The sequence below is a fragment of the Pseudomonas sp. WS 5410 genome, from assembly GCF_012985645.1.
Taxonomy (GTDB): domain Bacteria; phylum Pseudomonadota; class Gammaproteobacteria; order Pseudomonadales; family Pseudomonadaceae; genus Aquipseudomonas; species Aquipseudomonas shahriarae.
Genome location: NZ_JAAQWS010000009.1, coordinates 154139 through 177924, shown reverse-complemented (window position 1 = coordinate 177924; position 23786 = coordinate 154139). Strand labels below are relative to the sequence as shown.

The window sequence follows — 23786 nt, the reverse complement described above, 5'->3', positions numbered from 1 at the left end:
TTGCTGATGGATGATCGAATTTCACAGCAAGATACAGGCCGATACCCGCTCAGGCGTTCGCCCGCAAGCATTGCGGAGGGCGACGCTGCACCCAGCGCGTCAGTTGTTCATGGGCATACGCCAGTTGCAGCACGGCGCGATCCGCCTGGGCCGGGCCGATGATCTGCAAGCCCATGGGCAAGCCACGGGGGTTGAAGCCCACCGGCACACTCATGCTCGGCAGGCCGGCCAGTGTGGGGCCGATCACCACCTCCATCCAGCGATGATAAGTGTCCATGGTTTGCCCCCCGACGACGCGTGGCCAGGGCTGTTGTGCATCGAAAGGGAACACTTGTGCGCTGGGCAGCAGCAGAAAATCGTAACGTTCGAACAACCTGGCCAAGGCGCGATACCAGTCGCTGCGCGCCAGCGACGCCTGATACACATCCGCCGCGCTCAGGCCCAGGCCGCCCTCGACTTCCCACTGCGCTTCAGGCTTGAGCAACGCACGTTTATGGGGGTCGGCATAGGCCGCCCCCAGCGTGCCCTGCACCAGCCAATGGCGATGGACCAGCCAGGTTTGCCACAGACGCGCCATGGAAAAGTCCGGCTGGCAGCTTTCTACCTCGCACCCCAGCGCGCCGAAATCGCCGAGGGCTGACTCACACAGGCCCAGCACGCCGTCGTCCATCGGCAGATAGCCGTTGTAGTCCCCCAGCCAACCCAGGCGTGCGCCGTTGAAATCACGGGCCAACGACGTGCCGAACACGCCGGGATCGTCTTTGAGCGACAACGGCACCCGCGGGTCATAACCGGCCTGGACGCTCAACAGCCGCGCCACGTCAGCCACACTGCGCCCCATCGGGCCTTCGGTGGCCAGTTGCTGGACAAACACCTCCGGCGCCGGGCCATGGGGTACGCGGCCCTGGGAAGGACGCAGGCCGAACACGTTGTTGAACGCCGCCGGGTTGCGCAGCGAACCCATCATGTCGCTGCCATCGGCCACCGGTAGCATACGCAGCGCCAGGGCCACCGCCGCCCCGCCGCTGCTGCCGCCCGCGACCAAGGTCGGGTCATAGGCATTGCCGGTGGTGCCGAATACGCTGTTGTAGGTCTGCGAACCCAGGCCGAACTCCGGCACGTTGCTCTTGCCGATGATAATCGCGCCACTGGCACGCACCCGCGCCACGACGATCGCGTCTTCACTGGGAATCTGCTCGGCGAACAGGGGCGAGCCCAGGGTGGTGCGCAGGCCCTGGGTCGCCGCCAGATCCTTGATGGCCTGGGGCATGCCGTGCATCCAGCCACGGGAGCGGCCCTGGTCCAGCTCAACGTCACAGGCACGGGCTTCGGCCAGCACATCGGCTTCGTCGCGCAACGACACCAGGGCATTGACCGAGGGGTTGAAGCGCGCGATCTGCGCCAGATAGGCCTGCATCACTTCGTGGCAGGACACCTGCCGTGCATGGATCGCCCGGGACAGCTCGAGCGCATCCAGTTCAACGATGTTCAAGGTTTCACCCCCTTGGCAAAGCGCGCCGGCGCTGCAGCCCTCGGCGCTTCATGCATGCAGTAAGTGCCCAGCAGCGTCAGGACGCAAGCGAACAGCACATAAAACGCCGGGGCCACCGGTGTGCCCAACTCTTTGCTCAACCAGGTGACGATCAGCGGGGCAAAACCGCCGAACACCATCACCGCTACGTTATAGGCCACCGACACACCGGTGGAACGCACCTCGATGGGAAACTGCTCGGCCAGGGCGGTCGGCGCCGGGCCGAAGAAGCCGCCGATGGCGGTGCACAGCATCACTTGCATCACCAACAAACGCTCGATGGACGGCGCCGCCGCGACCCACACATACAGCGGGTAGACCATCACAAAGAACGCCAGGGTAAAGCCCATCAACACCGGTCGCCGGCCCAGGCGATCCGAGAGCAGGCCGGACAAGGGAATGACCACGGTCATCAGCGCTACGGCAAACATCTGCACCATCAATACCTGGTCCAGGGGCAGGCCGAGGTTCTTGTGGGCGAAGGTCGGCATATTCACCAGCACCACGTAGAACGACACCGTCGCACCGCACGCCAGGCCCATGCTCACCAGGATGCTGCGCCGATGCTCACGCAGCACTGTCATCAGGCTCGGCGCCGGGCCAGTGGCCTGTTTGCGCGCTTCGATAAACTCCTCGGGGTCTTCCATGTGCCGACGAATCCACAAGCCCACCGGGCCAATCAGCAAGCCGAATACAAACGGCAGGCGCCAGCCCCACAGGTCGAGGGTCTGCGGGGAAAAGAAGTGAGTGACCAATGCCACCATCGCCGCGCCGCCAAACACCGCCAGGCACTGCCCGACCAATTGCCAGGAGCCGTAAAGGCCTTTGCGATGAGCCGGTGCGCTTTCCACCAGGAACGCCGTGGCGCTGGCATATTCGCCGCCGGTAGCAAAGCCCTGGAGCATCCGCGCCACTACGATCAGCAGCGGTGCGCCCATGCCGATGGCGGCGTAGTTGGGCGCAAACACGATCAGTGCGATGGACACGGTCATCAAGCGGATAATCAACTGCATGGCGGCCTTGCGGCCTTTGCGGTCGGCGTACATGCCGAGCAGGATGCCGCCCACCGGGCGCATAAAGAAGCCCACGCCGAAGGTGGCCAGGGCCATCAGCAGCGATGCGTATTCATCGTCCGAGGGGAAGAACTGCCGGGCGATGATGCTGGCCAGAAAGCCATAGACGATGAAGTCGTACCACTCCAGCGCGTTGCCGACCACCGCCGCTACCACTTGCCGGGTGCGGGACACACCTTTTATTGAAGTCTGCATGAGAACACTCCATTCAACCTGTTGAGGAAAGGTCCAGCGGCAGGAAAAAGGCAGGTGGTCAGGCCGGCTTGAGCCAGCTCTCGGCCAGGGCGCCCCAATAGGCGGCGCCGGTCAGCAGGATCTCGTCGTTGAAGTCATAGGCCGGGTTGTGGACCATCGGCCGCGACACGCCGTTGCCGATAAACAGGTAGCTGCCGGGGCAGCGTTGGAGCATCCAGGCGAAGTCTTCGCTGCCCATCAACTTGGGCGTATTGGCGTCGACCGCCGCTTCACCGAGCAAGGCAATGCCGACCTGGCGGGCGAACTCGGTTTCGTCGACATGGTTGACCAGCACCGGGTAGGCCGGGCGGTGTTCGATCTGTGCGGTACAGCCAAAGCTGGCGGCCTGGGTCTGGATGATTGCCTTGACCCGCTCCAGCATCTGCTCGCGTACCGGCGCATTGAGGGCACGCAGACTCAGGCGCAGGATGGCCTGCTGAGGAATCACGTTGGCGGCCTGCCCCGCTTGCAGGGCACCGACCGTGACTACCGCAGCTTCCTGGGCATTGATATTGCGCGCGACCACCGTCTGCAAAGCCATCACCGTACTGGCGGCGGCCACCAACGGGTCCACGGTCAGGTGCGGCATGGAACCGTGGCCGCCGACGCCTTCGAGGGTCACGGTGAGCAGGTCCTGGGAAGCCATCATCGGCCCGGTCCGCAAGCCCAGGTGGCCGGCGGGCAGGCCGGGCATATTGTGCATGCCGAACAGCGCGTCGCAGGGGAAGCGCTCCAGCAAGCCATCGGCGAGCATCGCTTCGGCGCCGCCCTGGCCTTCTTCGGCCGGCTGGAAAATCAGGTTGAGGGTACCGTCGAACTGACGCGTCGCCGCCAGGTAGCGCGCGGCGCCCAGCAGCATGGCGGTGTGACCGTCGTGACCGCAGGCATGCATGCAGCCGGCGTGCTGGCTGCTGTAGGCGACGCCGGTGTTTTCGATAATCGGCAAGGCATCCATATCGGCCCGGATCCCCAGGGTGCGTGGGCTGCTGCCATTGCGCAGCACGCCGACCACGCCGGTGTGGCCGATGCCGGTATGGACCTCGAAGCCCCAGTCCTTCAGGGATTGGGCGACCAGGGCCGAGGTGCGGTTTTCTTCAAACCCCAGTTCAGGGTGGGCGTGGATGTCCTGGCGCACGGCGTGCAGGTCGCTGGCGACATCGCTCAGCCAATCCAGGATGTGCTGGTGTGGGCGCATGGTGACTCTCCTCGCAGGCGGGTGTTCCCGTTCTTTTTTGTGGCACCGCCACAGATAACCGCGATGGGCGTGCGAGGACAATCAAAGGTGGTTCCACCCTGTGGAACCTCAGGGCAGCAGGCGGCAACCCTGGCGTTCGCCCAGCCATTGGGCGCTGTGGCTGCGGCCCAGGCCGCTGGCGGTGACCAGGCGCGTTTGCGGATGATCGGCAAAGGCGCTGGTGGGAACGTATTGCTTCACATACCCCAGGCAATAGTCAGCAGGATTGCCCGCCACATACCGACACGAGCAATACTCCTTGGCCGTATACGCCGCGATGATGTCGGGGAAGGCTTGCAGGTTGACGCGCTCGTGCCAGATCCACCCCAGCAAGGCGAGCAACAGCAGGAGAAACAGGCTGATAAACGGGCGACGACGGATCATGGTTGCACCGCCGCGAGCACGCGTTTGAGCAGTTCGTTGTGGCGATAGCTGCCATCGCGGTCATCGCCGTAGCGCACGATCACCAGCTGTGCCTCGGGCAACACATACAACGCTTGGCCCCAGTGCCCCAGGGCCGCGAAGGCATCGTCGGGCGCATCCGGCCAGGGCCGGGCAGCGCCCTGCACGTGGCGGTTGAGCCACCAGTGGCCGCCGGGTACCGCCTCGTCCTGGCCCGCGATGTACTGCGCCAGGGGTTGGCGATTGAAATCGACCCAGGCCTTGGGCAGCAATTGCCGCTCACCCCAACGCCCGTCCCGCGCCATCAACAAGCCAATCCGTGCCAGATCGCGGGCAGTCATATAGGCATAGGATGAGGCGACAAAGGTTTCATTGGCGTCGCTTTCCCAGCTGGCACTGCGAATGCCCAAGGGCGTGAACAGCGCGGTCCACGGGTAATCGACATAAGCCTTATGGCCAAGCATGCCCTTGAGGGCAGCAGACAATAGATTGCTGTCACCGCTGGAGTAGCGGAATGCCTGGCCAGGTTCGGCGAAGGGGCTGGTATCAGCGGCAAACTCCGCCATATCAGCGCGGCCACGGGTGTAGAGCATGGCCACCACCGAGGATTTCAGCGGCGCGTATTCGTAGTCTTCCTGCCAGTCCAGGCCCGAGGCCCAGTTGAGCAGGTGCCCCAGGGTAATGGTCGGGTGCTGCTTCATCGGTGGATAAAAGCGCGCGGCCGGGTCGCTCAGTTTGAAACGGTTTTCACCGTACGCCACGCCCAGCACGGTGGCCATCAGGCTTTTGCTGATGGACCAGGTCAGGTGCGGCGTGGTGGCGGTGGTCGGTGCTGCATAGCGCTCATAAATGACTGCGCCATCGCGGATCACCAGCAGCGCGTCGGTGCGGATGCCTTCGCGGGTGATGTCATTGCGCGCCGGGAACGCATAGTCCTCCAGCGCCTTGACGGCGGGACCGGCCAACTGCGGGCCCTGGGACCAATCCTTCGTCGGCCAGGTCTGGGCATGTGCGGTAGCGGTGAACAGCAGCAAGGCGACGGACAGCAGGCCTTTGACCATGGACAAGCACTCGGGGGCATTCAAGCCCGCGAGCCTAATGCAGATAAATGACGGTTTGGCGACAGGCCTGGGAACCACCACATAGCGCCTGTGGGAACGGGCTTGCCCGCGATGGCCATAGGTATCTACACAACTCTTTAGCTTATTGGGTTTGTGTACATATCCGTTGCTGGGGTCACGGCGGCTATTGGTTCCGCTCTTACAGCGGGTCACTTTTGGAAAAGAGCCCCAAAAGTAACCAAAAGGGCTCCTGCCCCACCACTCGGTGCCTCGCCTAGGCTCGGCATGCCCGCAGTCAGGCATTGCTCCGTGGGCCCGCCGCGATCGGCCATCCATGGCCGTGTCGCGGCTACCCCGGCATCCATGCCGGGGTGCCCACTGCGCAATACCTGCCTGCGGCCATCGTGGTTTAACGGGGCGCCTAAGATCAAAAGCCAGATCAAAAGCAGAGCAACAGCAAAGCCGGGGCGCGAAGCTGCATTCCCCCCTGTGGGAGCTGGCTTGCCTGCGATGGCGGTGTATCAGTCGATAAATGTATTGGCTGATACACCGCCTTCGCAGGCAAGCCAGCTCCCACAGGTATATGCGTACATCTCGACGATCAGGTCGGCTCTAAGGCCGCCTCGCTTTGCTTGTGATCTTGATCTGAGGCGCCCCGTTAAACCACGCTGGCCGTCATCCGACATTGATTTGGGGGGTAACCCGGCAGGACGCCGGGTTAGCCGCGCGGGGCCATGGATGGCCCATCGCGGCGGCCCCCCAAATCAATGTCGGATGACGGGCACACCGAGCCTGGGCGAGGTGCCGAGTGGTGGGGCAGGAGCCCTTTTGGTTACTTTTGGGGCTCTTTTCCAAAAGTGACCCGCCGTAAGGGCGGAACCAATAGCCGCCGTGACCGTAAAAACGGATATGTACACATACCCAGAAGAGAGTGTGTAGATACCTATGCCCCGATGGCGGTATATCAGTCACCGCCTGTATTGCCTGCCCCCCTGCTATCGCGGGCAAGCCCGCTCCCACACAAGCTCATCCCACAGTCAGCGAGGGGCTGGGTTCAGGGCTTTTTCCAAGCGTTTGGCCCGGGCGCTGGCGGCGAGGTCCAGCACGGCTTGGTCGCGCTGCCACATCGCGGCCCACGGTCCCGCCCCCATCGCCTGATTGACCTGCGCCTTCAGCGCCTCAAACTGCACAAACAATCCCCCCAACAACACATGCCCCGCCGCCGACGCGCTGGGTTGGCGAACAACCTCGGCGCAGCCGGCCAGCAATGCCAACAACTGCAAACGCAGGGCCTGGGGCCAGTCGCACTCCTGGCCGATGCCATGCAACCAGGCGGTCATCGCGCTGAGTACATAGGTGTCCTCCAGGGTGCGGAAGGGTTTGACGTAATCGTCCCAGCCATCCCCCGGCAAGCGCTCGCAGGCGGCGTGGTCGAGGTGGACGCGACCATGGCTGATATCGGGCATCAAGGGGATCGCCGGCAAGGGCTCCACACGCACGCCGGGCTCACCGGCCAGCACCACGGCCAGGGTCAGGCGCGGCTTTTCGCCGGGGGCCTCGCAGCGGGCGGCGATCAACAGCCAGTCGGCGGCATCGCCGGCGGTGACGAAATCCTTGCGTCCGCTCAGGCGCAGGTCGTCCAGGCGCGTTTGCATGTCCAGCGGGCGCAGACTGCGCTGTTCGGTCGCACACAGGGCGCCCAGGCTGTGGGGCGCGCTGGGCCATAACGCGCGCAATGCTGCTTGATAACCCACCAGGAACGCTAGGCCGGGCGTGGCCATCAGGCGGGCGCCCTGGGTTGCCAACTCAAAGGGCGTGAGCGGCCCCAGGCGTTGCAATAAAACGCTGTAGCCCTCGGCCAGGTTGGCGTGGACGGGCAGTCGGGCAGGTCGGTCGAGCAACGCGTGCCAGGGCATGGAAGGCTCCTTGGGGGCTGTCATCTAAGCGTCACCGTAGATTCATGGAGATGACACCGGGGGTACATAGCCTGACTTTGCACAACAAAGTCGACTGGCCGCAACCCTGGCCGGCACCTGGAGACTCGCCATGACTCAGATCGCCCGCATCAGTGACACCGGCAATGAACGCCGCCTGCAAGCCGAACGCCTGATCGGCGCCCAGGCGTTGCAGGAAGCCCAGGCCCTGCGTTTCAGCGTTTTCAGCGGCGAGTTCAATGCCAAGCTGAAAGGCGCGGAGCTGGGCCTGGACATGGATGACTATGATGTTCACTGCAGCCACATTGGCGTACGGGACTTGAACACCGGGCGCCTGGTGGCCACCACCCGCCTGCTGGATCACCAGGCGGCCAGCACCCTGGGCCGGTTCTACAGCGAAGAAGAGTTCAGCCTCCACGGTCTCCTGCATTTGCAGGGGCCGATCCTGGAGATCGGCCGTACCTGTGTCGACCCGGCCTACCGTAACGGCGGCACCATCGCGGTGCTGTGGGGCGAGTTGGCCGAGGTGCTCAACCAGGGCGGCTACAGCTACCTGATGGGCTGCGCGAGCATCCCGATGCACGACGGCGGCATCCAGGCCCATGCGATCATGCAGCGCCTGCGCGAACGCTATCTGTGCAACGAACACCTGCGCGCCGAACCGAAAAAACCCCTGCCGAGCCTGGACTTGCCGTCCAACGTCATCGCCGAAATGCCGCCGCTGCTCAAGGCCTACATGCGCCTGGGCGCGAAGATCTGCGGCGAGCCGTGCTGGGACGAGGACTTCCAGGTGGCCGACGTGTTCATCCTGCTCAAACGCGACGAGTTGTGCCCGCGGTATGCCCGCCACTTCAAGGCGGCCATGTGATGGGCCGCCTGCGGGTCTACGGGCGGATCGCCCGCGTGCTGCTGGTGGTGGCCCTGGGCTTGAGCATGGCCGGCGTGTTTGGTGTGTTCGAGCGCCTGGGAATCGCCAACTCCATGGTCCGGCGCCAGCGCTGGTCGCGGTTTTTCATGGCGCGCCTGAGCAATGCCCTGCCCTTTCGCGTGATGGTGCACGGTGAGCTGCCGCAACAGCCGATGCTGTGGGTCAGCAACCATGTGTCCTGGACCGACATCCCGCTGCTGGGGATGGTGGCGCCGCTGTCATTCCTGTCCAAGGCCGAAGTGCGCACCTGGCCAGTGGCCGGTTGGCTGGCCGCGAAGGCCGGCAGCCTGTTTATCCGCCGTGGCTCGGGGGACAGTCAGTTGATTCGCAAACAGATGACTCGTCATCTCGAGCAAAAACACCCGCTGCTGATGTTCCCCGAAGGCACCACCACCGATGGCCGCAGCCTGCGCACCTTCCATGGCCGGCTACTGGCCAGCGCGATTGATGCCGAGGTGGCGCTGCAACCGGTGGCGATCCGTTATTTGCGCGATGGACAGATTGATCCGCTCGCACCGTTTATTGGTGACGATGATTTGCTCTCGCACCTGATGCGTTTGTTTGCCAATGATCAGGGCGACGTTGAGATTCATCTGCTCAAGCCCATCGCCTGCGCCGGCCAGGAACGTGCGGCGCTGGCGTATCAGGCGCAGCAGGCGGTGCAGAAGGCCTTGTTCGGGCCGGTGCCACAAAACCAGCCAGTGCCGGTTCGGCCGGCGTATGCGGCCTGAAGCAAACGCAGTACCCAATGTGGGGGCTTGCTCCCACATTCAGGTTTGTATTACCAAGTGGCTATTCGAGAACGCCTGCAATTGGGGATAGAACACCCGGAAATCCTCGCTCAACGGCTCATACAGCACCCGCAACTCCTGCATCGCCTGGTCCAGTTCCCGGGGTTGGCTCAGACGCCGGGAAATCCCCCGCAGCACATGCTCCATCACCGCAAACTCGCGGTAGGAGCCCAGCCAGTCATCCGTCGCCATAGACGGTGCAATCTGCGCCAGGCGCCCCGGCAATTGCGGTTCGGCCGCCAGCACCTGGTACACCTGGGAGGTAAAGCGCTCCAGTGGCTGATCGGCATACAACGCCCAATCCCGCGCCAGGCAATGGTCGAAGAACACGTCGAGGACGATCCCCGCATAACGACGCCGAGTCAGGGTAAACCGTGACAACGCCTGCCCGACCAATGGGTGGCTGTCGGTGAAACGGTCGATGGAGCGATGCAGCTGGATCGCCGCCTCGATTTGCGGGCTGTACTGGCCCTGCAGGCGGCCTTTGACGAAATCGCCATAGAGGCTGCCCAGCAGTTGTGCAGGAAGTTGGCCGCCGAGGTGCAGATGTGCGAGATAATTCATGGCGCGCAGTTTAGCACTGCTGCCAACGTATCGTTATAACCCGATATACCGATTTATTAAGTAGCAAGATCAAAATCGTATTGGTATATCGGAATATAGCGATTTAAAGTTCGCCTCATCGCGATATAACGTTTTACCCACACCGAGCCCTGCCATGTCCATTGACCTCGACGAAATAATAAAAGCCCTGGCACACCCAGTACGGCGAGACATTCTCAACTGGCTGAAAGACCCGAAAGTGCAGTTCCCCGAACAAGTCCACAACCACGAGTACGGCATCTGCGCCGGGCAGATCGACCAACGCTGCGGCCTGTCGCAGTCCACCGTGTCGGCGCACCTGGCGACCCTGCAACGGGCAGGCCTGATCAGTAGCCAGAAAGCCGGGCAGTGGCACTTTTTCCGCCGCAATGAAGACGTCATCCAGGCGTTTATCCAAGCCATCACCGAAGAACTCAGCCCACCGCTGTAAAGGATCCCGCATGCCTCTCTCGCTCCTCATACTGGCCTTAAGCGCCTTCGCCATCGGCACCACCGAATTCGTCATCATGGGCCTGTTGCCCGATGTGGCGGCCGACCTTGGTGTGTCGATTCCTGGCGCCGGCTGGCTGGTGACTGGCTACGCCCTGGGCGTGGCCATTGGTGCACCCTTCATGGCACTGGCCACCGCCAAACTGCCGCGCAAGGCTGCCCTGGTAGCGTTGATGGGCATTTTCATCGTCGGCAATCTGCTTTGCGCCCTGGCCAGTGACTACAACGTGTTGATGTTTGCCCGGGTAGTAACCGCGTTATGCCACGGTGCCTTCTTTGGGATCGGCTCGGTGGTGGCCGCCAACCTGGTGCCAGCCAACAAACGCGCATCAGCCGTGGCCCTGATGTTCACCGGCCTGACCTTGGCCAACGTGCTCGGAGTGCCCCTGGGCACCGCGCTGGGCCAGGAAGCCGGCTGGCGCTCGACCTTCTGGGCGGTGACGGTGATTGGTGTGATCGCGCTGATCGGCCTGATCCGCTTCCTGCCGGCCAAGCGTGATGAAGAGAAACTCGATATGCGCGCCGAACTGGCGGCCCTCAAGGGTGCCGGGATCTGGTTGTCGCTGAGCATGACCGCGCTGTTTGCCGCGTCGATGTTCACCCTCTTCACCTACGTCGCGCCGCTGCTCGGTGATGTCACCGGCGTCTCGCCCAAAGGCGTGACCTGGACCCTGCTGCTGATCGGCCTGGGCCTGACCGTGGGCAATATCATCGGCGGCAAACTGGCGGACAAACGCCTGGCGGCGACCCTGATTGGCGTGTTTATCAGCATGGCCGTGGTGTCCACCGCATTGACCTGGACCAGCGTCGCCATCATCCCCACCGAAATCACCCTGTTCCTCTGGGCCACCGCGTCGTTTGCCGCCGTACCGGCACTGCAGATCAACGTGGTGACCTTCGGCAAGGCCGCGCCCAACCTGGTGTCGACCCTCAATATCGGCGCTTTCAATATCGGCAACGCCCTGGGCGCCTGGGTCGGCGGCAGTGTGATTGCCCACGGTTTCGGCCTGACCAGCGTGCCGCTGGCGGCTGCGGCCCTGGCGATCCTGGCGCTGGTGGTCACGCTGATCACCTTCCGCCAGAGCGCCGATGCTGACCTGGCCCCTGCTACCCATTAATCACTTAGAACAGACGAGTATTTGCGATGACGACTATTTTCGATCCGATCAAACTGGGTGATGTGCAGCTGTCGAACCGCATCATCATGGCACCGCTGACCCGCTGCCGTGCCGACGCCGGTCGCGTGCCCAATGCGCTGATGGCTGAATACTACGTGCAGCGGGCGTCTGCCGGCCTGATCCTCAGCGAAGCCACTTCGGTGACGCCGATGGGCGTGGGCTACCCGAACACCCCAGGCATCTGGTCCAACGACCAGGTGCGCGGCTGGACCAACATCACCAAGGCCGTGCACGGCGCCGGCGGCAAGATCTTCCTGCAACTGTGGCACGTGGGGCGGATCTCCCACCCGTCGTACCTGAACGGCGAGAGCCCGGTAGCCCCGAGCGCCATCCAGCCCGCCGGCCACGTCAGCCTGGTGCGCCCGCTGGCCGACTACCCAACCCCACGAGCCCTGGAAACCGCAGAAATCGCCGATATCGTCGATGCCTATCGCGTGGGTGCCGAGAACGCCAAGGCTGCCGGTTTTGACGGGGTGGAAGTGCACGGCGCCAATGGCTACCTGCTCGACCAGTTCCTGCAAAGCAGCACCAATCAGCGCACCGACGAATACGGCGGTTCCCTGGAAAACCGCGCGCGACTGTTGCTGGAAGTGACTGACGCGGTGATTGAAGTCTGGGGCGCCGGCCGCGTGGGGATGCATCTGTCGCCACGGGCCGACCTGCATGACATGGGCGATGCCAACCTGGCAGAAACCTTCACCTACGTCGCCCGTGAACTGGGCAAGCGTGGCATCGCCTTTATCTGCGCCCGCGAGAAAGAAGCCGGCGACAGCCTGGGCCCGCAATTGAAAGCCGCGTTCGGCGGTCCGTACATTGCCAACGAACGCTTCACCAAGGACAGCGCCAATGCCTGGCTGGCCTCGGGCAAGGCCGATGCGGTGGCGTTTGGCGTGCCGTTTATCGCCAACCCGGACCTGCCGGCCCGTCTCAAGGCCGATGCATCATTAAACGAAGCGAACCCGCAAACCTTCTACAGCCCAGGCCCGGTCGGCTATATCGACTACCCGACCCTGGCGCTCTGACCCGCAACAATGCAAAAGCCCCGGCTCGCAAGAGCCGGGGCTTTTTATTGGATCTTGAAAACACCGCGCCCGCTCCCACAGGTTCGGTAACAATCCTTCACAGCAATGAAACAATATCGCTACAAAATACTTAGCCGGCTACCTTTCAACCTGGGGCCAGCGCGTATATAACGTCACCCCACAAATAAGTCGGAAGGACGATTGATCATCCTTAGGCTTTACTGTTGACACCAACGAACGCAATTACGCATTTTGTATCAATTGTGCAGGCTGGGACTCAAGCGCAGCATGTCCAGCCCGATATCCACCAGGCGCTCGGCCTGCTGATACAGCTCAAAGCTGTCTGGCACCAGTAGCCATTGGCCAATAAGCCCGTTGATGTAGGCATGAATGCACACCGCCCCGCGAGCGGTGTCGAGGTTTTCCGGAAGTTGCCCGCGGTGGACTGCATTGCGCAGTGTCAGGCCAATGCGCAGGTTGCACTCAAGGCTGTGGGTCTGGCGCTGACGGCGCATGTCACACATTTCATCGGTAAATTCGCACTTATGGAACAAGATCTCATTAATGCGCCGGGTTTTCGGGTCCAGGGCCACCTGATGAAAAAGATGGATCAGCAGCTTGCGCATGCAGCCCAGCGGATCTACCTCATCCTCGCTTTCACTGGCCCTGGCCAATTCGTCCAGGGGCTCGTGCAGCGTGTCCAGCAGCGCCTGCAGCAGGTCCGACTTGTTGCTGAAGTGCCAATAGATCGCGCCTCGCGTCACGCCCGCCCGCGCCGCGATATCCGCCAGCGTAGTACGGGCAACGCCACGCTCATAAAAGGCTTGCTCGGCAGCTTCAAGAATCTGGCTGCGCGTTTCCTGAGCTTCCTCTTTGGTACGACGAACCATGGCAGTAACACCTCAATCAGGACACGAGCGGTGGTTGATAACCACCTTCTGAATAATTATGGGACGACACCGTCAAGGGCGCCGAACGTAATAGAATCGAGGCTTTCAGCGCTGCCTTGCAAGGAATCCGCGAAGCCTGTCAAGAGTTTACAAACAACCATGAACGTAAGTATATTGCCTAGCAAGCTACTTATCTACTCACTGCCTGTTTTTTACCCTTCCACACTTCTTGTGCGCATCGAGCGCGCCTGACCCGAGGATCTTCATGCAACTTAAGCCAGCTGTTACCGCTCTGGTCACTGCCGTCGCCCTGGCATCGCTGCTCAGCGGATGTAAAAAGGAAGAAGCGGCTCCGCCCGCTCAAACCCCTCAGGTCGGCGTGGTCACTATTCAACCTCAAGCCTATACCCTGACCTCCGAATTGCCGGGCCGCACCACTGCATTCCGCATCGCGGAAGTCCGCCCGCAGGTCAACGGCATCATTCTCAAGCGTCTGTTCAAGGAAGGCGGCGACGTCAAGGAAGGCCAGCAGCTCTATCAGATCGACCCGTCGGTGTATGAGGCGACCCTGAAAAGCGCCCAGGCCAACCTGCAACAGACCAAGTCGATTGCCGACCGCTACAAACAACTGGTCAACGAGCAGGCCGTCAGCCGCCAGGAATACGACACCGCCGTATCCAACCGCATGACTTCCGAAGCCAACCTGCAGACCGCCCAGATCAACGTGCGCTACACCAAGGTGTTTGCCCCGATCTCCGGGCGTATCGGGCGTTCCTCGGTCACCGAAGGCGCGCTGGTCAGCAATGGCCAGGCCGATGCCATGGCCGTGATCCAGCAACTGGACCCGATCTACGTCGACGTCACGCAATCCTCCGCCGAGATGCTGAAGCTGCGTCGCGACCTGGAAAGCGGCCAACTGCAGAAATCCGGTGAAAACGCGGCCATGGTCAAGCTGACCCTGGAAGACGGCAGCGAGTACGCGCAACAGGGCAAGCTGGAATTCTCTGAAGTGTCGGTCGACCAGACCACCGGTTCGGTAACCCTGCGCGCCGTGTTCCCCAACCCTGATCACACCCTGTTGCCGGGCATGTTTGTCCACGCCCAATTGCAGGCCGGCGTGAACAGCAAGGCGATCCTCGCCCCACAACAAGGCGTGACCCGCGACATCCGGGGCATCCCGACTGCGCTGGTCGTGACCGCCGACAACAAGGTCGAACAGCGCGTGCTGGTGGCCAACCGTACCGCTGGCGCCTACTGGCTGGTGGAAAAGGGCCTGAATGCCGGTGACCGTGTGATCACCGAAGGCTTGCAGTTCATCAAGCCGGGCATCACGGTTGACGCGAAGGAAGCCACCAACGCCAAGCCTGCCGGTACTGCTCCTGCCGCCGCCGCTGGCAAAGGGGAGTAATACATGTCGAAATTTTTTATCGACCGTCCCATTTTCGCCTGGGTAATTGCCCTGGTGATCATGCTGGTCGGGGCACTGTCGATCCTGAAGTTGCCCATCAACCAATACCCGGCCATCGCGCCAACCGCCATTGATATCCAGGTGACCTACCCAGGCGCGTCCGCACAAACCGTGCAGGACACCGTGGTACAGGTGATCGAGCAGCAGCTCAACGGTATCGACAACCTGCGTTATGTGGCCTCGGACAGTAACTCCGACGGCAGCATGACCATCACCGCGACGTTCAACCAGGGTACCAACCCGGACATCGCCCAGGTTCAGGTGCAGAACAAGCTGAACCTGGCGACCCCATTGCTGCCGCAAGAAGTGCAGCAACAAGGGATCCGCGTAACCAAGTCGGTGAAGAACTTCCTGATGGTGATCGGCCTGGTGTCCGAAGACGGCACCATGAGCAAGGATGACCTGTCCAACTACATCGTTTCCAACATCCAGGATCCGATTTCGCGGACGTCTGGCGTGGGTGACTTCCAGGTCTTCGGTTCCCAGTACGCCATGCGTATCTGGCTGGATCCGGCCAAGTTGAACAACTTCCAGATGACCCCGGTGGATGTCAGCAGTGCCATTGCGGCGCAGAACGTCCAGGTGGCCACCGGCCAGTTGGGCGGCCTGCCAGCCCTGCCCGGCACCCAGTTGAACGCCACCATCATCGGCAAGACCCGTCTGCAAAGCGCCGAGCAGTTTGAAAAGATCCTGCTGCGCGTGAACAGCGATGGCTCCCAGGTACGCCTGGGCGATGTCGCCCGTGTCGAGTTGGGTGGCCAGAACTACAGCATCAGTGCCCAGTTCAACGGCAAGCCGGCTTCCGGCATGGCGATCAAACTGGCATCGGGTGCCAACGCCCTGGACACCGCCAAGGCCATCCGTGCCACGGTCGCGTCCCTGGAGCCGTTCTTCCCGCCAGGCATGAAAGCCGTGGTTCCGTATGACACCACCCCAGTGGTGACCGAGTCGATTTCCGGGGTAGTCGATACCCTGGTCGAGGCGATCATCCTGGTGTTCCTGGTGATGTACCTGTTCCTGCAAAACTTCCGCGCCACCATCATCACCACCATGACAGTACCGGTGGTATTGCTGGGTACGTTCGGCATCCTCGCGGCCTTCGGCTTCACCATCAACACCTTGACCATGTTCGGCATGATCCTGGCCATCGGCTTGCTGGTGGACGATGCGATCGTGGTAGTGGAAAACGTCGAGCGGGTGATGGCCGAGGAGCATCTGTCGCCTAAAGAGGCAACGGTCAAGTCCATGGACCAGATCCAGGGCGCCCTGGTAGGTATTGCCCTGGTACTCTCGGCGGTACTGCTGCCGATGGCGTTCTTTGGCGGCTCGACGGGGGTCATCTATAAACAGTTCTCCATCACCATTGTGTCGGCGATGGCACTTTCGGTACTGGTTGCACTGATCTTCACCCCGGCACTGTGCGCCACCATGCTCAAGCCGGTCGACCCCGAGAAACACGGCCAACCCAAGCGTGGTTTCTTCGGCTGGTTCAACCGCACCTTCGACCGTGGCGTACTGAGCTACGAGCGCGGCGTGGGCAACATGATCAAGCACAAGGCGCCTTCGTTCCTGGTGTACCTGATCATCTTCGCCGGCATGATCTGGCTGTTCACCCGTATCCCAAGCGCGTTCCTGCCCGAGGAAGACCAGGGCGTGATCTTCGCCCAGGTACAGACGCCGGTTGGTTCTTCGGCCGAACGCACCCAGACCGTTATCGACGACATGCGTGCTTTCCTGTTGAACGACAAGGAAGGCGAGCCCGGTGAAGGCAAGGCCGTGCAATCGGTATTTACCGTAAACGGCTTCAACTTTGCCGGTCGTGGCCAAAGCTCGGGCCTGGCATTCGTCATGCTCAAGCCATGGGACCAGCGCGACGCATCCATGTCGGTGTTCGAAGTGGCCAAGCGTGCCCAGGGCTACTTCTTCCAGACCTTCAAGGACGCCATGGTGTTTGCCATCGTGCCCCCATCGGTACTGGAGTTGGGTAACGCCACCGGTTTCGACGTGTTCCTGCAGGACCAGGGCGGTGTGGGTCACGAAGCGTTGATGAACGCACGTAACCAGTTCCTCGGCATGGCCGCGCAGAGCAAGATCCTGGCCGGCGTACGTCCCAACGGCGTCAACGATGAGCCGCAGTACGAGCTGACCATCGACGACGAGAAAGCCAGTGCCCAGGGCATCAGCCTGTCGAGCATCAACCAGACCCTGGCGATTGCCTTGGGTGGCAGCTACGTCAATGACTTCATCGACCGCGGTCGAGTGAAGAAGGTCTACATCCAGGGTGAGGCCGCTGGCCGGATGACCCCTGAAGACCTGAACAAATGGTTCGTGCGCGCCAACGACGGAAAAATGGTGCCACTATCAGCAATTGCCTCTGGCAACTGGATCTTCGGTTCACCGAAACTGTCGCGGTACAACGGTGTAGCGGCGATGGAAGTCCTCGGTACCCCGGCGCCTGGCTACAGCACCGGTGATGCGATGGCGGAAGTCGAACGCATCGCCAAGCAATTGCCGGCAGGTGTGGGCTATGCCTGGACCGGCCTGTCCTATGAGGAACGCTTGTCCGGCTCCCAGGCACCTGCGCTGTATGCCCTGTCGTTGCTGGTGGTGTTCCTTTGCCTGGCAGCGTTGTACGAAAGCTGGTCGATCCCGATTGCGGTAGTGCTGGTAGTACCGCTGGGCGTGATCGGTGCACTGATGGCCACCAGCCTGCGAGGACTGTCCAACGACGTGTTCTTCCAGGTGGGGTTGTTGGTCACCGTGGGCCTGGCCTCGAAGAACGCCATCCTGATCGTCGAGTTCGCCAAGGAACTGCATGAACAGGGCAAGGGCATCGTCGAGGCGGCCATCGAGGCGTCCCGCATGCGTTTGCGTCCGATCATCATGACGTCCATGGCGTTCATCCTCGGCGTACTGCCGCTGGCGATCTCCTCGGGTGCAGGTTCGGGCAGCCAACACGCAATCGGTACCGGCGTAATTGGCGGTATGATCACCGCCACTGTTCTGGCTATCTTCTGGGTGCCACTGTTCTTCGTGACCGTGTCCGCCATTGGCAGCCGGAAAAAAACTGACAAGTCCGATACACCGAATACTCCTAAAGAGGCTGGCTAATGCGCAAGTCGCTACTCTCCCTGGCAGTCACGGCATTTGTGCTCAGTGGCTGCTCGCTGATCCCTGATTATCAGCAGCCTGAAGCGCCGGTGGCCGCCCAGTTCCCGCAGGGGCCGGCGTACTCGTCGGCCCAGGCACCGAGCCAGGCCGCGGCCGAGCAAGGCTGGAAGCAGTTTTTCCACGACCCTGCCCTGCAGCAACTGATTCAGGTCGCGTTGGTCAACAACCGTGACCTGCGCGTCGCCGCGCTGAACATCGACGCCTTTGCCGCGCAGTACCGCATCCAGCGTGCCGACCTGTTCCCGGCCGTCGGCGCCAATGGCAGCGGCAGCCGCCAGCGCGTTCCGGCACGGGCCTCGCAAACCGGCGAATCGAACATCACCAGCTCCTACTCGGCGACCCTCGGGATCAACGCCTACGAACTGGACCTGTTCGGCCGGGTGCGCAGCCTGAGCGAAGAAGCGTTGCAGAAGTACTTCGCCACTGAAGAAGCACGCCGCAGCACGCAGATCAGCCTGGTGGCCAGCGTGGCCAATGCCTACCTGACCTGGCAGGCCGACAAGGAACTGCTGAAGCTGACCCAGGACACCCTGGCCGCCTACGAGCAGAGCTTCAAGCTCACCTCGCGCAGCAACGAAGTCGGCGTGGCCTCGGCCCTGGACTTGAGCCAGGCGCGGACCTCGGTTGAAAGCGCCCGCGTGCAACTGGCCCGCTACACCCGCCAGGTGGCCCAGGATGAAAACAACCTGACCCTGCTGCTGGGCACCGGTCTGCCGGCGAATCTCGTCACTCAGCCGCTGTCCGACGACCTGTTGAGCGAAGTACCGGCCGGCCTGCCTTCAGACCTGCTGCAACGTCGCCCCGACATCCTCCAGGCCGAGCACAACCTCAAGGCTGCCAACGCCAATATCGGCGCGGCACGGGCTGCGTTCTTCCCGAGCATCAGCCTGACGGCCAATGCCGGGACCTTGAGCCCGGACCTCGGCGGCCTGTTCAAGGGCGGCTCGGGTACCTGGTCGTTCGCACCGCAGATCAACATCCCGATCTTCAACGCCGGTAGCCTGCGCGCAAGCCTGGACTACTCGAAGATCCAGAAAGAGATCAACGTCGCGACCTACGAGAAGTCGATCCAGACCGCGTTCCAGGAAGTCTCCGACGGCCTGGCAGCACGTGCGACCTACAACCAACAGTTGCAGGCCCAGCGTGACTTCGTCTCGGCCAACCAGGACTACTACCGTCTGGCCGAGCGTCGCTACCGCATCGGGGTTGATAGCAACCTGACCTTCCTCGACGCCCAGCGCCAGCTGTTCGCTGCCCAGCAAACGCTGATCACCGACCGCCTGGCCCAACTGACCAGCGAAGTGACCTTGTACAAGGCCCTCGGTGGCGGTTGGAACGAACAGACGGCGCAGAATGAGCCGGTGAAAGAAGAAGCGCCGAAGCTCAAGTTGTTCTGATCGGCGTAGCAACACAGGAAGCCCACCTTTTGGTGGGCTTTTTCATGGGCGTACAGTTCCGTTCGATCACCGCCCAGAACCCGCCCTCCCCCAATTGAACCGCCCCGGCAACGCCCCGCACCATGGCCCGCACCTGAAAACCACCAATAACAACAGGTCCCACGCCATGAGCACCTTGCACCCTCGCCGGCTATTGCTGGCTACCGCTGTCGCCAGCCTTGCCCTCCCAGTCGTCGCCGAGGAACACGGCTTTCTGGAAGATGCCAGCGCCAACCTCAACCTGCGCAATTTCTTCTTCAACCGCAATTTCACCAACCCGACCAAGGCCCAGGGCGGCGCGCAGGAGTGGACGCAGAGTTTCATCCTCGACGCCAAGTCCGGTTTCACCCAGGGCACCGTGGGGTTCGGGGTGGATGTGCTGGGCATGTACGCGCAAAAGCTCGATGGCGGCGGCGGCTCCGGTGGCACCCAATTGCTGCCCCTGGATCACGATGGCAAACCGGCCGACAACTTCGGCCGCCTGGGGGTGGCGTTCAAGGCACGGATTTCCCAGACCGAATTGAAAGTCGGCGAGTGGATGCCGGTGCTGCCGATCCTGCGTGCGGACGATGGCCGCTCCCTGCCGCAAACCCTGCGCGGCGGGCAGATCACGTCCAAAGAGATCGCCGGCCTGACCCTGTATGGCGGCCAGTTCCGCGCCAACAGCCCGCGAGACGACAGCAGCATGACGGACATGTCGATGTTCGGTAAAACTGCGTTCACCTCCGATCGCTTCAACTTCCAGGGCGCCGAATATGCGTTCAACGACAAGCGCACCCAGGTCGGCGTGTGGAATGCCCAGCTCAAGGACATCTACCGCCAGCAATACCTCAACCTGACCCACAGCCAGCCCGTGGGCGACTGGACCCTGGGCGCCAACCTCGGCTTCTTCTATGGCCAGGACGACGGCAGCGCCCGTGCCGGCAACCTGGACAACCAGACCTGGTCCGGCCTGTTCTCGGCCAGGTACGGCGGCCACACCTTCTATGTCGGCCTGCAAAAACTCAATGGCAACAGCGCCTGGATGCGGGTCAATGGCACCAGCGGCGGCACCCTGGCCAACGACAGCTTCAATGCCAGCTATGACAACGCCGAAGAACGCTCCTGGCAGCTGCGCCACGACTACAACTTCGCCGCACTCGGCGTGCCGGGCCTGACCCTGATGAACCGCTACATCAGCGGCAGCAACGTGCACACCGCCACCGTCAGCGATGGCAAGGAATGGGGGCGGGAAAGCGAAGTGGGCTACACCGTGCAAAGCGGCAGCCTGAAAAGCCTGACCCTGCGCTGGCGCAATTCCAGCATCCGGCGCGACTTCAGCAACAATGAGTTTGATGAGAATCGGTTGATTGTCAGTTATCCCCTTAGCCTGCTGTAGGCTGCCTCGCACTGACTAGGGGTACCAGGCCCCCCTGGAGCAGGCCGGCGACAAACCTGCGCGAGATGCGCCCAACGGCGAACTTCGGGCCGTCGGCCTGCCGACCGCTGCCGCCCCCCCCCTTCAGTGTCAGCGCTGAAGGGGCCACTTGCCGCGAGTAGCGCCCCGGCCCACCAGCGTTTAGCCTCAATGAAGAGATGGCCGGCCGTTGTAGTTCGTCAGCCAGATGATCACCCCGGTTATTCTTGCTGTATGGTGCCCGCCTGTTGCGGCCTCTCCTTAGGCGCAATCTGTGTCAGAGCCCGGCCCATACCATGAAATCCTTCGCCATCACCGCCGCCGTGTTCGCTTTGGCACTGAGCCTCAGCGCCTGCATCGGCGCGCCCGTGGCATTGACACCCCAGACCGAACAGCGCCTGCACGCCCAGGCCCCGATCCGTTTCCTGCTGACGTTCGATGACGGCCCCAGCGCCTCGGGCTACGCCAACCCTAGCCGTTTGGTCATCGAGAGCCTGGCCAACAACCCGGTGCAACCGGGAATCAAGGCGATCTTCTTTTTGCAGACCGAGGCCTGGCGCTCTGGCGGCAGCCCGCGCGGGCGCAAGACCATGGAGCGCGAGCACGCCGCCGGCCATATCCTGGCGTTTCACACCGCCACGCGCTGGCATAGCAATCATCGCCTGTTGAACGACGAAGAGCTGACGCAGACCTTGAGCCTGGGCGCCGCGACTATCGCCTCGATCACCGGCGCTGCGCCGAACCTGATACGCCCGCCCTTCTGGAACTACGACAAACGCACCTTCGCCGCCTACCAGCGCCACGGCATGCAGATTTTGCTGACCGACCTGAGCGCCAATGACGGCAAGATCTGGGGCTTCAATGCCAGCCCACGGCGTCGGGCCAACCTGCTGCGGCAGCTGTCGCTGGTGCGCGAACGCATTGCCCTGGGCGAACTGCCGACTGTAGAAGGGGTGATCCCGGTGGTGGTGACCTTTCACGACATCAATCGCTACACCGCACGGCATCTGCAGGAGTACCTGCAGATCCTGATGGACAGCGCCCAGGCCAATGGCCTGAAGACCGCCGCCGAACCGTTCTACACCGACCGCTCGGCACTGGAGCGCGGGGCCCTGGCGCGCACGGTGAAGGATGCCAGCCAAGCCGTGCACTTACCGGGGATGTGGGACTGGGTGTGGGACGCCGCCCCCCAATGATCCAACCCGACCACAGAGCCGTGTTTCGTTAACCGACACCCCAGACGATTTAGCGACGTGTGCAGCGGGCGCGAGCAAATTTCATTACGCCAGGACACAAAGCATCGGCCAGTATGGCGGAACCCTTTTATTCCAATCATCAACCTACAGAGAGCCCCCTATCTCGAATAGAAAGGTTCTCTGATGAACACTATCGCGCCACTGAACCACAGTCTGCCCCTCCCTTCCCTTGAGCCTTCCACACACTCGGCACCCGCCCCCGCCAAGAGGGAGCGCCGTCAAGCGCCCTCCTTGGCGCAGGACACTGGAGAAAGCCCTGCTCCGCCTGCGAGACGCGTTCGCCCATCGCAAGAACAGGAAGCGATACTGGTCGATGACGGTAATCTGATTGCCCGGCATTCAATCCGCACCCGGCAATATGACCTGGATAAACCCACCCTGCTGGACGATAAGCTGACGCTTGAAACAGGTAATACCTCAGACACTATTCATGTCAGTAACCGTACCGACGGACGACTCAATGTAGAGGTCAATGGCAAGTCATACATCTTTGACGCAAGAGACGCGAAAGATGAAGTCCCCACAAAACTCGTGATTAAAAGTAACGGTGGTGACGACAAGATAAAGGTCGATGCCGATGTCATGCTTTACGTAACGATTGAAGCGGGGGATGGCAATGATCACGTAAGGGCGGGAGGTGGTCCAAGCCGCCTGCTGGGAGGCAATGGCAACGACTTTCTCCAGTTGGGCAGCGGTGCAGGCTATGCCGAAGGCAATGAGGGTAGCGACATGATGATAGGCGGCTCCGGTAACGCCATCCTGTACGCCAATAACGGCAACGACTGGATGTATGCGGGGCCTGGGGCAGCCAGCAAAAAAAGCCACATGGACGGCGGCAGCGGCTCAGACACAATGTATGCCGGCAACGGCCACACGATTATGAATGGCGGCCGGGGTGACGATGTGATGCTGGGTCGCGATCGAACCACCTTTTACAGCGGCAAAGGTAACGACACGATCCGTTCCAACAATCGGGACGACCTTATCTACGCAAAACCCAGCGACAGGTTCCTGAACTCTGCGCACGCGAAGTTGATGGCGGTCACACCCAGTGAAGCCGGTAAAAGAGGGTTTAACGTCCAAGGCACAGCAGAGTTCAAACAACGCGTCGAAGATGACCTGGAGCTTTTACGCTGCTCGCCGGCAGGCCAGAAAATGCTTGCCGAGATGGACGCCGCCGCTGACAGAAATGGAGTACCGGTAACCCTTCAGGATGGCGGAAAAAGAGACAGGACAGATTACGCGTTCAACCAGCAAGAGCCGGATCAGTTGGATCCTGAGGCCCCCGTAAAAGGTTATGTTCACAACGGGGTACAGGGCGCGCCAATCACCGATGGCGTCGTGCGCTACTCCCCTTCCAGTACGTTTGACGCCCCTGTATCAGGCGGTTTTCCGATAACAAATCTCTACCATGAAATGGTGCATGCCTATAACGGCGCCACGGGTTCCTTCCTCCCCGGAACGACCGAGGAGCCGGTCGCGGGTGAACCTCCTGAAGACACACCCAATATTGAACGACAGGCTGTCGGTCTGCCGACGGGTGCCGAGCCGTTCGACTTTGACCATGATCCACTCACCCCGCCGACCGCCACCAATCCCGCCCCCTTCACGGAAAACTCTTTACGCAAAGAAATGGGACTTAATCTGCGCGATCGCTATACCTGACGCTCCTTGTTTTAAGGTAGGCCA

Annotated in this window: 19 protein-coding genes; 11 read left to right on the top strand and 8 right to left on the bottom strand. The window is 62.0% G+C overall.

What is annotated here, in order from left to right; all coding sequences use genetic code 11:
* Positions 1–49: 49 nt before the first annotated feature.
* From HBO24_RS15500 to HBO24_RS15475, 6 genes are all read right to left on the bottom strand, one after another.
* Positions 50–1492, bottom strand: a complete 1443-nt coding sequence (locus HBO24_RS15500) for an amidase (RefSeq protein WP_170059954.1) — start codon at positions 1490–1492, stop codon at positions 50–52.
* Positions 1489–2799 carry a citrate-proton symporter gene (locus HBO24_RS15495; protein ID WP_057439778.1) on the bottom strand — a complete coding sequence of 437 codons (1311 nt, stop codon included), beginning with the start codon at positions 2797–2799 and terminating at the stop codon, positions 1489–1491. Before HBO24_RS15495 ends, HBO24_RS15500 begins: the two co-directional genes overlap by 4 nt.
* A gap of 58 nt (positions 2800–2857) precedes the next feature.
* The gene (locus HBO24_RS15490; RefSeq protein WP_057958754.1) at positions 2858–4033 is read right to left on the bottom strand and encodes a M20 aminoacylase family protein; all 1176 of its coding nucleotides are present in this window, start codon (positions 4031–4033) and stop codon (positions 2858–2860) included.
* 108 nt (positions 4034–4141) lie between these two features.
* Positions 4142–4456: a hypothetical protein gene (locus HBO24_RS15485; RefSeq protein WP_057439782.1), complete on the bottom strand. Its 315-nt coding sequence runs from the start codon at positions 4454–4456 to the stop codon at positions 4142–4144.
* Positions 4453–5535 (bottom strand): serine hydrolase, encoded by a 1083-nt coding sequence (locus HBO24_RS15480; RefSeq protein WP_170059953.1) that lies wholly within the window; start codon positions 5533–5535, stop codon positions 4453–4455. The genes HBO24_RS15485 and HBO24_RS15480 overlap by 4 nt, the downstream gene beginning before the upstream one ends.
* Positions 5536–6572: 1037 nt before the next feature.
* Complete coding sequence (locus HBO24_RS15475) at positions 6573–7451, bottom strand: acyl-CoA dehydrogenase family protein (protein ID WP_057444369.1); 879 nt, start codon at positions 7449–7451, stop codon at positions 6573–6575.
* A gap of 130 nt (positions 7452–7581) precedes the next feature.
* On the opposite strand from HBO24_RS15475, the gene olsB reads away from it, so the two are divergent.
* On the top strand, positions 7582–8337 hold the full coding sequence (gene olsB / locus HBO24_RS15470) for an L-ornithine N(alpha)-acyltransferase (protein ID WP_057439788.1): 756 nt from the start codon (positions 7582–7584) through the stop codon (positions 8335–8337).
* Complete coding sequence (locus tag HBO24_RS15465) at positions 8337–9128, top strand: lysophospholipid acyltransferase family protein (protein ID WP_057439790.1); 792 nt, start codon at positions 8337–8339, stop codon at positions 9126–9128. The genes olsB and HBO24_RS15465 overlap by 1 nt, the downstream gene beginning before the upstream one ends.
* Before the next feature lie 39 nt (positions 9129–9167).
* Here HBO24_RS15465 and HBO24_RS15460 read toward each other — a convergent pair whose 3' ends face one another.
* Positions 9168–9752, bottom strand: a complete 585-nt coding sequence (locus tag HBO24_RS15460) for an ACP phosphodiesterase (RefSeq protein ID WP_170059952.1) — start codon at positions 9750–9752, stop codon at positions 9168–9170.
* 154 nt (positions 9753–9906) lie between these two features.
* Here HBO24_RS15460 and HBO24_RS15455 point away from each other — a divergent pair, with 154 nt between their 5' ends.
* Genes HBO24_RS15455 through HBO24_RS15445 form a run of 3 tightly spaced genes read left to right on the top strand, consistent with a single transcriptional unit; the run spans position 9907 to position 12480 of the window.
* Entirely contained in the window at positions 9907–10221 is a 315-nt protein-coding gene (locus HBO24_RS15455) for a helix-turn-helix transcriptional regulator (protein ID WP_029297039.1), read from the top strand.
* A gap of 10 nt (positions 10222–10231) precedes the next feature.
* Positions 10232–11398: an MFS transporter gene (locus HBO24_RS15450; protein ID WP_057958749.1), complete on the top strand. Its 1167-nt coding sequence runs from the start codon at positions 10232–10234 to the stop codon at positions 11396–11398.
* Positions 11399–11424: 26 nt separating this feature from the next.
* Entirely contained in the window at positions 11425–12480 is a 1056-nt protein-coding gene (locus tag HBO24_RS15445; RefSeq protein WP_057439794.1) for an alkene reductase, read from the top strand.
* Positions 12481–12737: 257 nt separating this feature from the next.
* Here the strand turns inward: HBO24_RS15445 and HBO24_RS15440 are convergent, their stop codons facing one another.
* On the bottom strand, positions 12738–13370 hold the full coding sequence (locus HBO24_RS15440) for a TetR family transcriptional regulator (RefSeq protein ID WP_057439796.1): 633 nt from the start codon (positions 13368–13370) through the stop codon (positions 12738–12740).
* 265 nt (positions 13371–13635) lie between these two features.
* Between HBO24_RS15440 and HBO24_RS15435 the strand changes: the two genes are divergently transcribed.
* The 6 genes from HBO24_RS15435 to HBO24_RS15410 all read left to right on the top strand — a co-directional run bounded on the left by HBO24_RS15435 (position 13636) and on the right by HBO24_RS15410 (position 23762).
* Positions 13636–14778 (top strand): efflux RND transporter periplasmic adaptor subunit, encoded by a 1143-nt coding sequence (locus HBO24_RS15435; protein WP_057439798.1) that lies wholly within the window; start codon positions 13636–13638, stop codon positions 14776–14778.
* Positions 14779–14781: 3 nt separating this feature from the next.
* Entirely contained in the window at positions 14782–17949 is a 3168-nt protein-coding gene (locus tag HBO24_RS15430) for an efflux RND transporter permease subunit (RefSeq protein ID WP_057958748.1), read from the top strand.
* Positions 17949–19406 (top strand): AdeC/AdeK/OprM family multidrug efflux complex outer membrane factor, encoded by a 1458-nt coding sequence (gene adeC, locus HBO24_RS15425; protein WP_057958747.1) that lies wholly within the window; start codon positions 17949–17951, stop codon positions 19404–19406. Before HBO24_RS15430 ends, adeC begins: the two co-directional genes overlap by 1 nt.
* Before the next feature lie 166 nt (positions 19407–19572).
* The gene (locus HBO24_RS15420; protein ID WP_170059951.1) at positions 19573–20823 is read left to right on the top strand and encodes an OprD family porin; all 1251 of its coding nucleotides are present in this window, start codon (positions 19573–19575) and stop codon (positions 20821–20823) included.
* A 314-nt stretch (positions 20824–21137) separates the two neighbouring features.
* A complete protein-coding gene (locus tag HBO24_RS15415; protein WP_057958745.1) occupies positions 21138–22037 on the top strand; it encodes a polysaccharide deacetylase family protein in 900 nt (299 codons plus the stop codon).
* Between the two features lie 183 nt (positions 22038–22220).
* Complete coding sequence (locus HBO24_RS15410; RefSeq protein WP_170059950.1) at positions 22221–23762, top strand: M91 family zinc metallopeptidase; 1542 nt, start codon at positions 22221–22223, stop codon at positions 23760–23762.
* Positions 23763–23786 lie beyond the last annotated feature (24 nt).

Bases quoted from the DNA above. Each gene is read 5' to 3' on its own strand.
- adeC (WP_057958747.1), top strand. From the start codon at position 17,949: ATGCGCAAGTCGCTACTCTCCCTGGCAGTCACGGCATTTGTGCTCAGT.
- HBO24_RS15435 (WP_057439798.1), top strand. From the start codon at position 13,636: ATGCAACTTAAGCCAGCTGTTACCGCTCTGGTCACTGCCGTCGCCCTG.
- HBO24_RS15455 (WP_029297039.1), top strand. From the start codon at position 9,907: ATGTCCATTGACCTCGACGAAATAATAAAAGCCCTGGCACACCCAGTA.
- olsB (WP_057439788.1), top strand. From the start codon at position 7,582: ATGACTCAGATCGCCCGCATCAGTGACACCGGCAATGAACGCCGCCTG.
- HBO24_RS15440 (WP_057439796.1), bottom strand. From the start codon at position 13,370: ATGGTTCGTCGTACCAAAGAGGAAGCTCAGGAAACGCGCAGCCAGATT.
- HBO24_RS15450 (WP_057958749.1), top strand. From the start codon at position 10,232: ATGCCTCTCTCGCTCCTCATACTGGCCTTAAGCGCCTTCGCCATCGGC.
- HBO24_RS15460 (WP_170059952.1), bottom strand. From the start codon at position 9,752: ATGAATTATCTCGCACATCTGCACCTCGGCGGCCAACTTCCTGCACAA.
- HBO24_RS15495 (WP_057439778.1), bottom strand. From the start codon at position 2,799: ATGCAGACTTCAATAAAAGGTGTGTCCCGCACCCGGCAAGTGGTAGCG.
- HBO24_RS15420 (WP_170059951.1), top strand. From the start codon at position 19,573: ATGAGCACCTTGCACCCTCGCCGGCTATTGCTGGCTACCGCTGTCGCC.
- HBO24_RS15430 (WP_057958748.1), top strand. From the start codon at position 14,782: ATGTCGAAATTTTTTATCGACCGTCCCATTTTCGCCTGGGTAATTGCC.
- HBO24_RS15465 (WP_057439790.1), top strand. From the start codon at position 8,337: ATGGGCCGCCTGCGGGTCTACGGGCGGATCGCCCGCGTGCTGCTGGTG.
- HBO24_RS15415 (WP_057958745.1), top strand. From the start codon at position 21,138: ATGAAATCCTTCGCCATCACCGCCGCCGTGTTCGCTTTGGCACTGAGC.
- HBO24_RS15480 (WP_170059953.1), bottom strand. From the start codon at position 5,535: ATGGTCAAAGGCCTGCTGTCCGTCGCCTTGCTGCTGTTCACCGCTACC.
- HBO24_RS15475 (WP_057444369.1), bottom strand. From the start codon at position 7,451: ATGCCCTGGCACGCGTTGCTCGACCGACCTGCCCGACTGCCCGTCCAC.
- HBO24_RS15485 (WP_057439782.1), bottom strand. From the start codon at position 4,456: ATGATCCGTCGTCGCCCGTTTATCAGCCTGTTTCTCCTGCTGTTGCTC.
- HBO24_RS15410 (WP_170059950.1), top strand. From the start codon at position 22,221: ATGAACACTATCGCGCCACTGAACCACAGTCTGCCCCTCCCTTCCCTT.
- HBO24_RS15490 (WP_057958754.1), bottom strand. From the start codon at position 4,033: ATGCGCCCACACCAGCACATCCTGGATTGGCTGAGCGATGTCGCCAGC.
- HBO24_RS15445 (WP_057439794.1), top strand. From the start codon at position 11,425: ATGACGACTATTTTCGATCCGATCAAACTGGGTGATGTGCAGCTGTCG.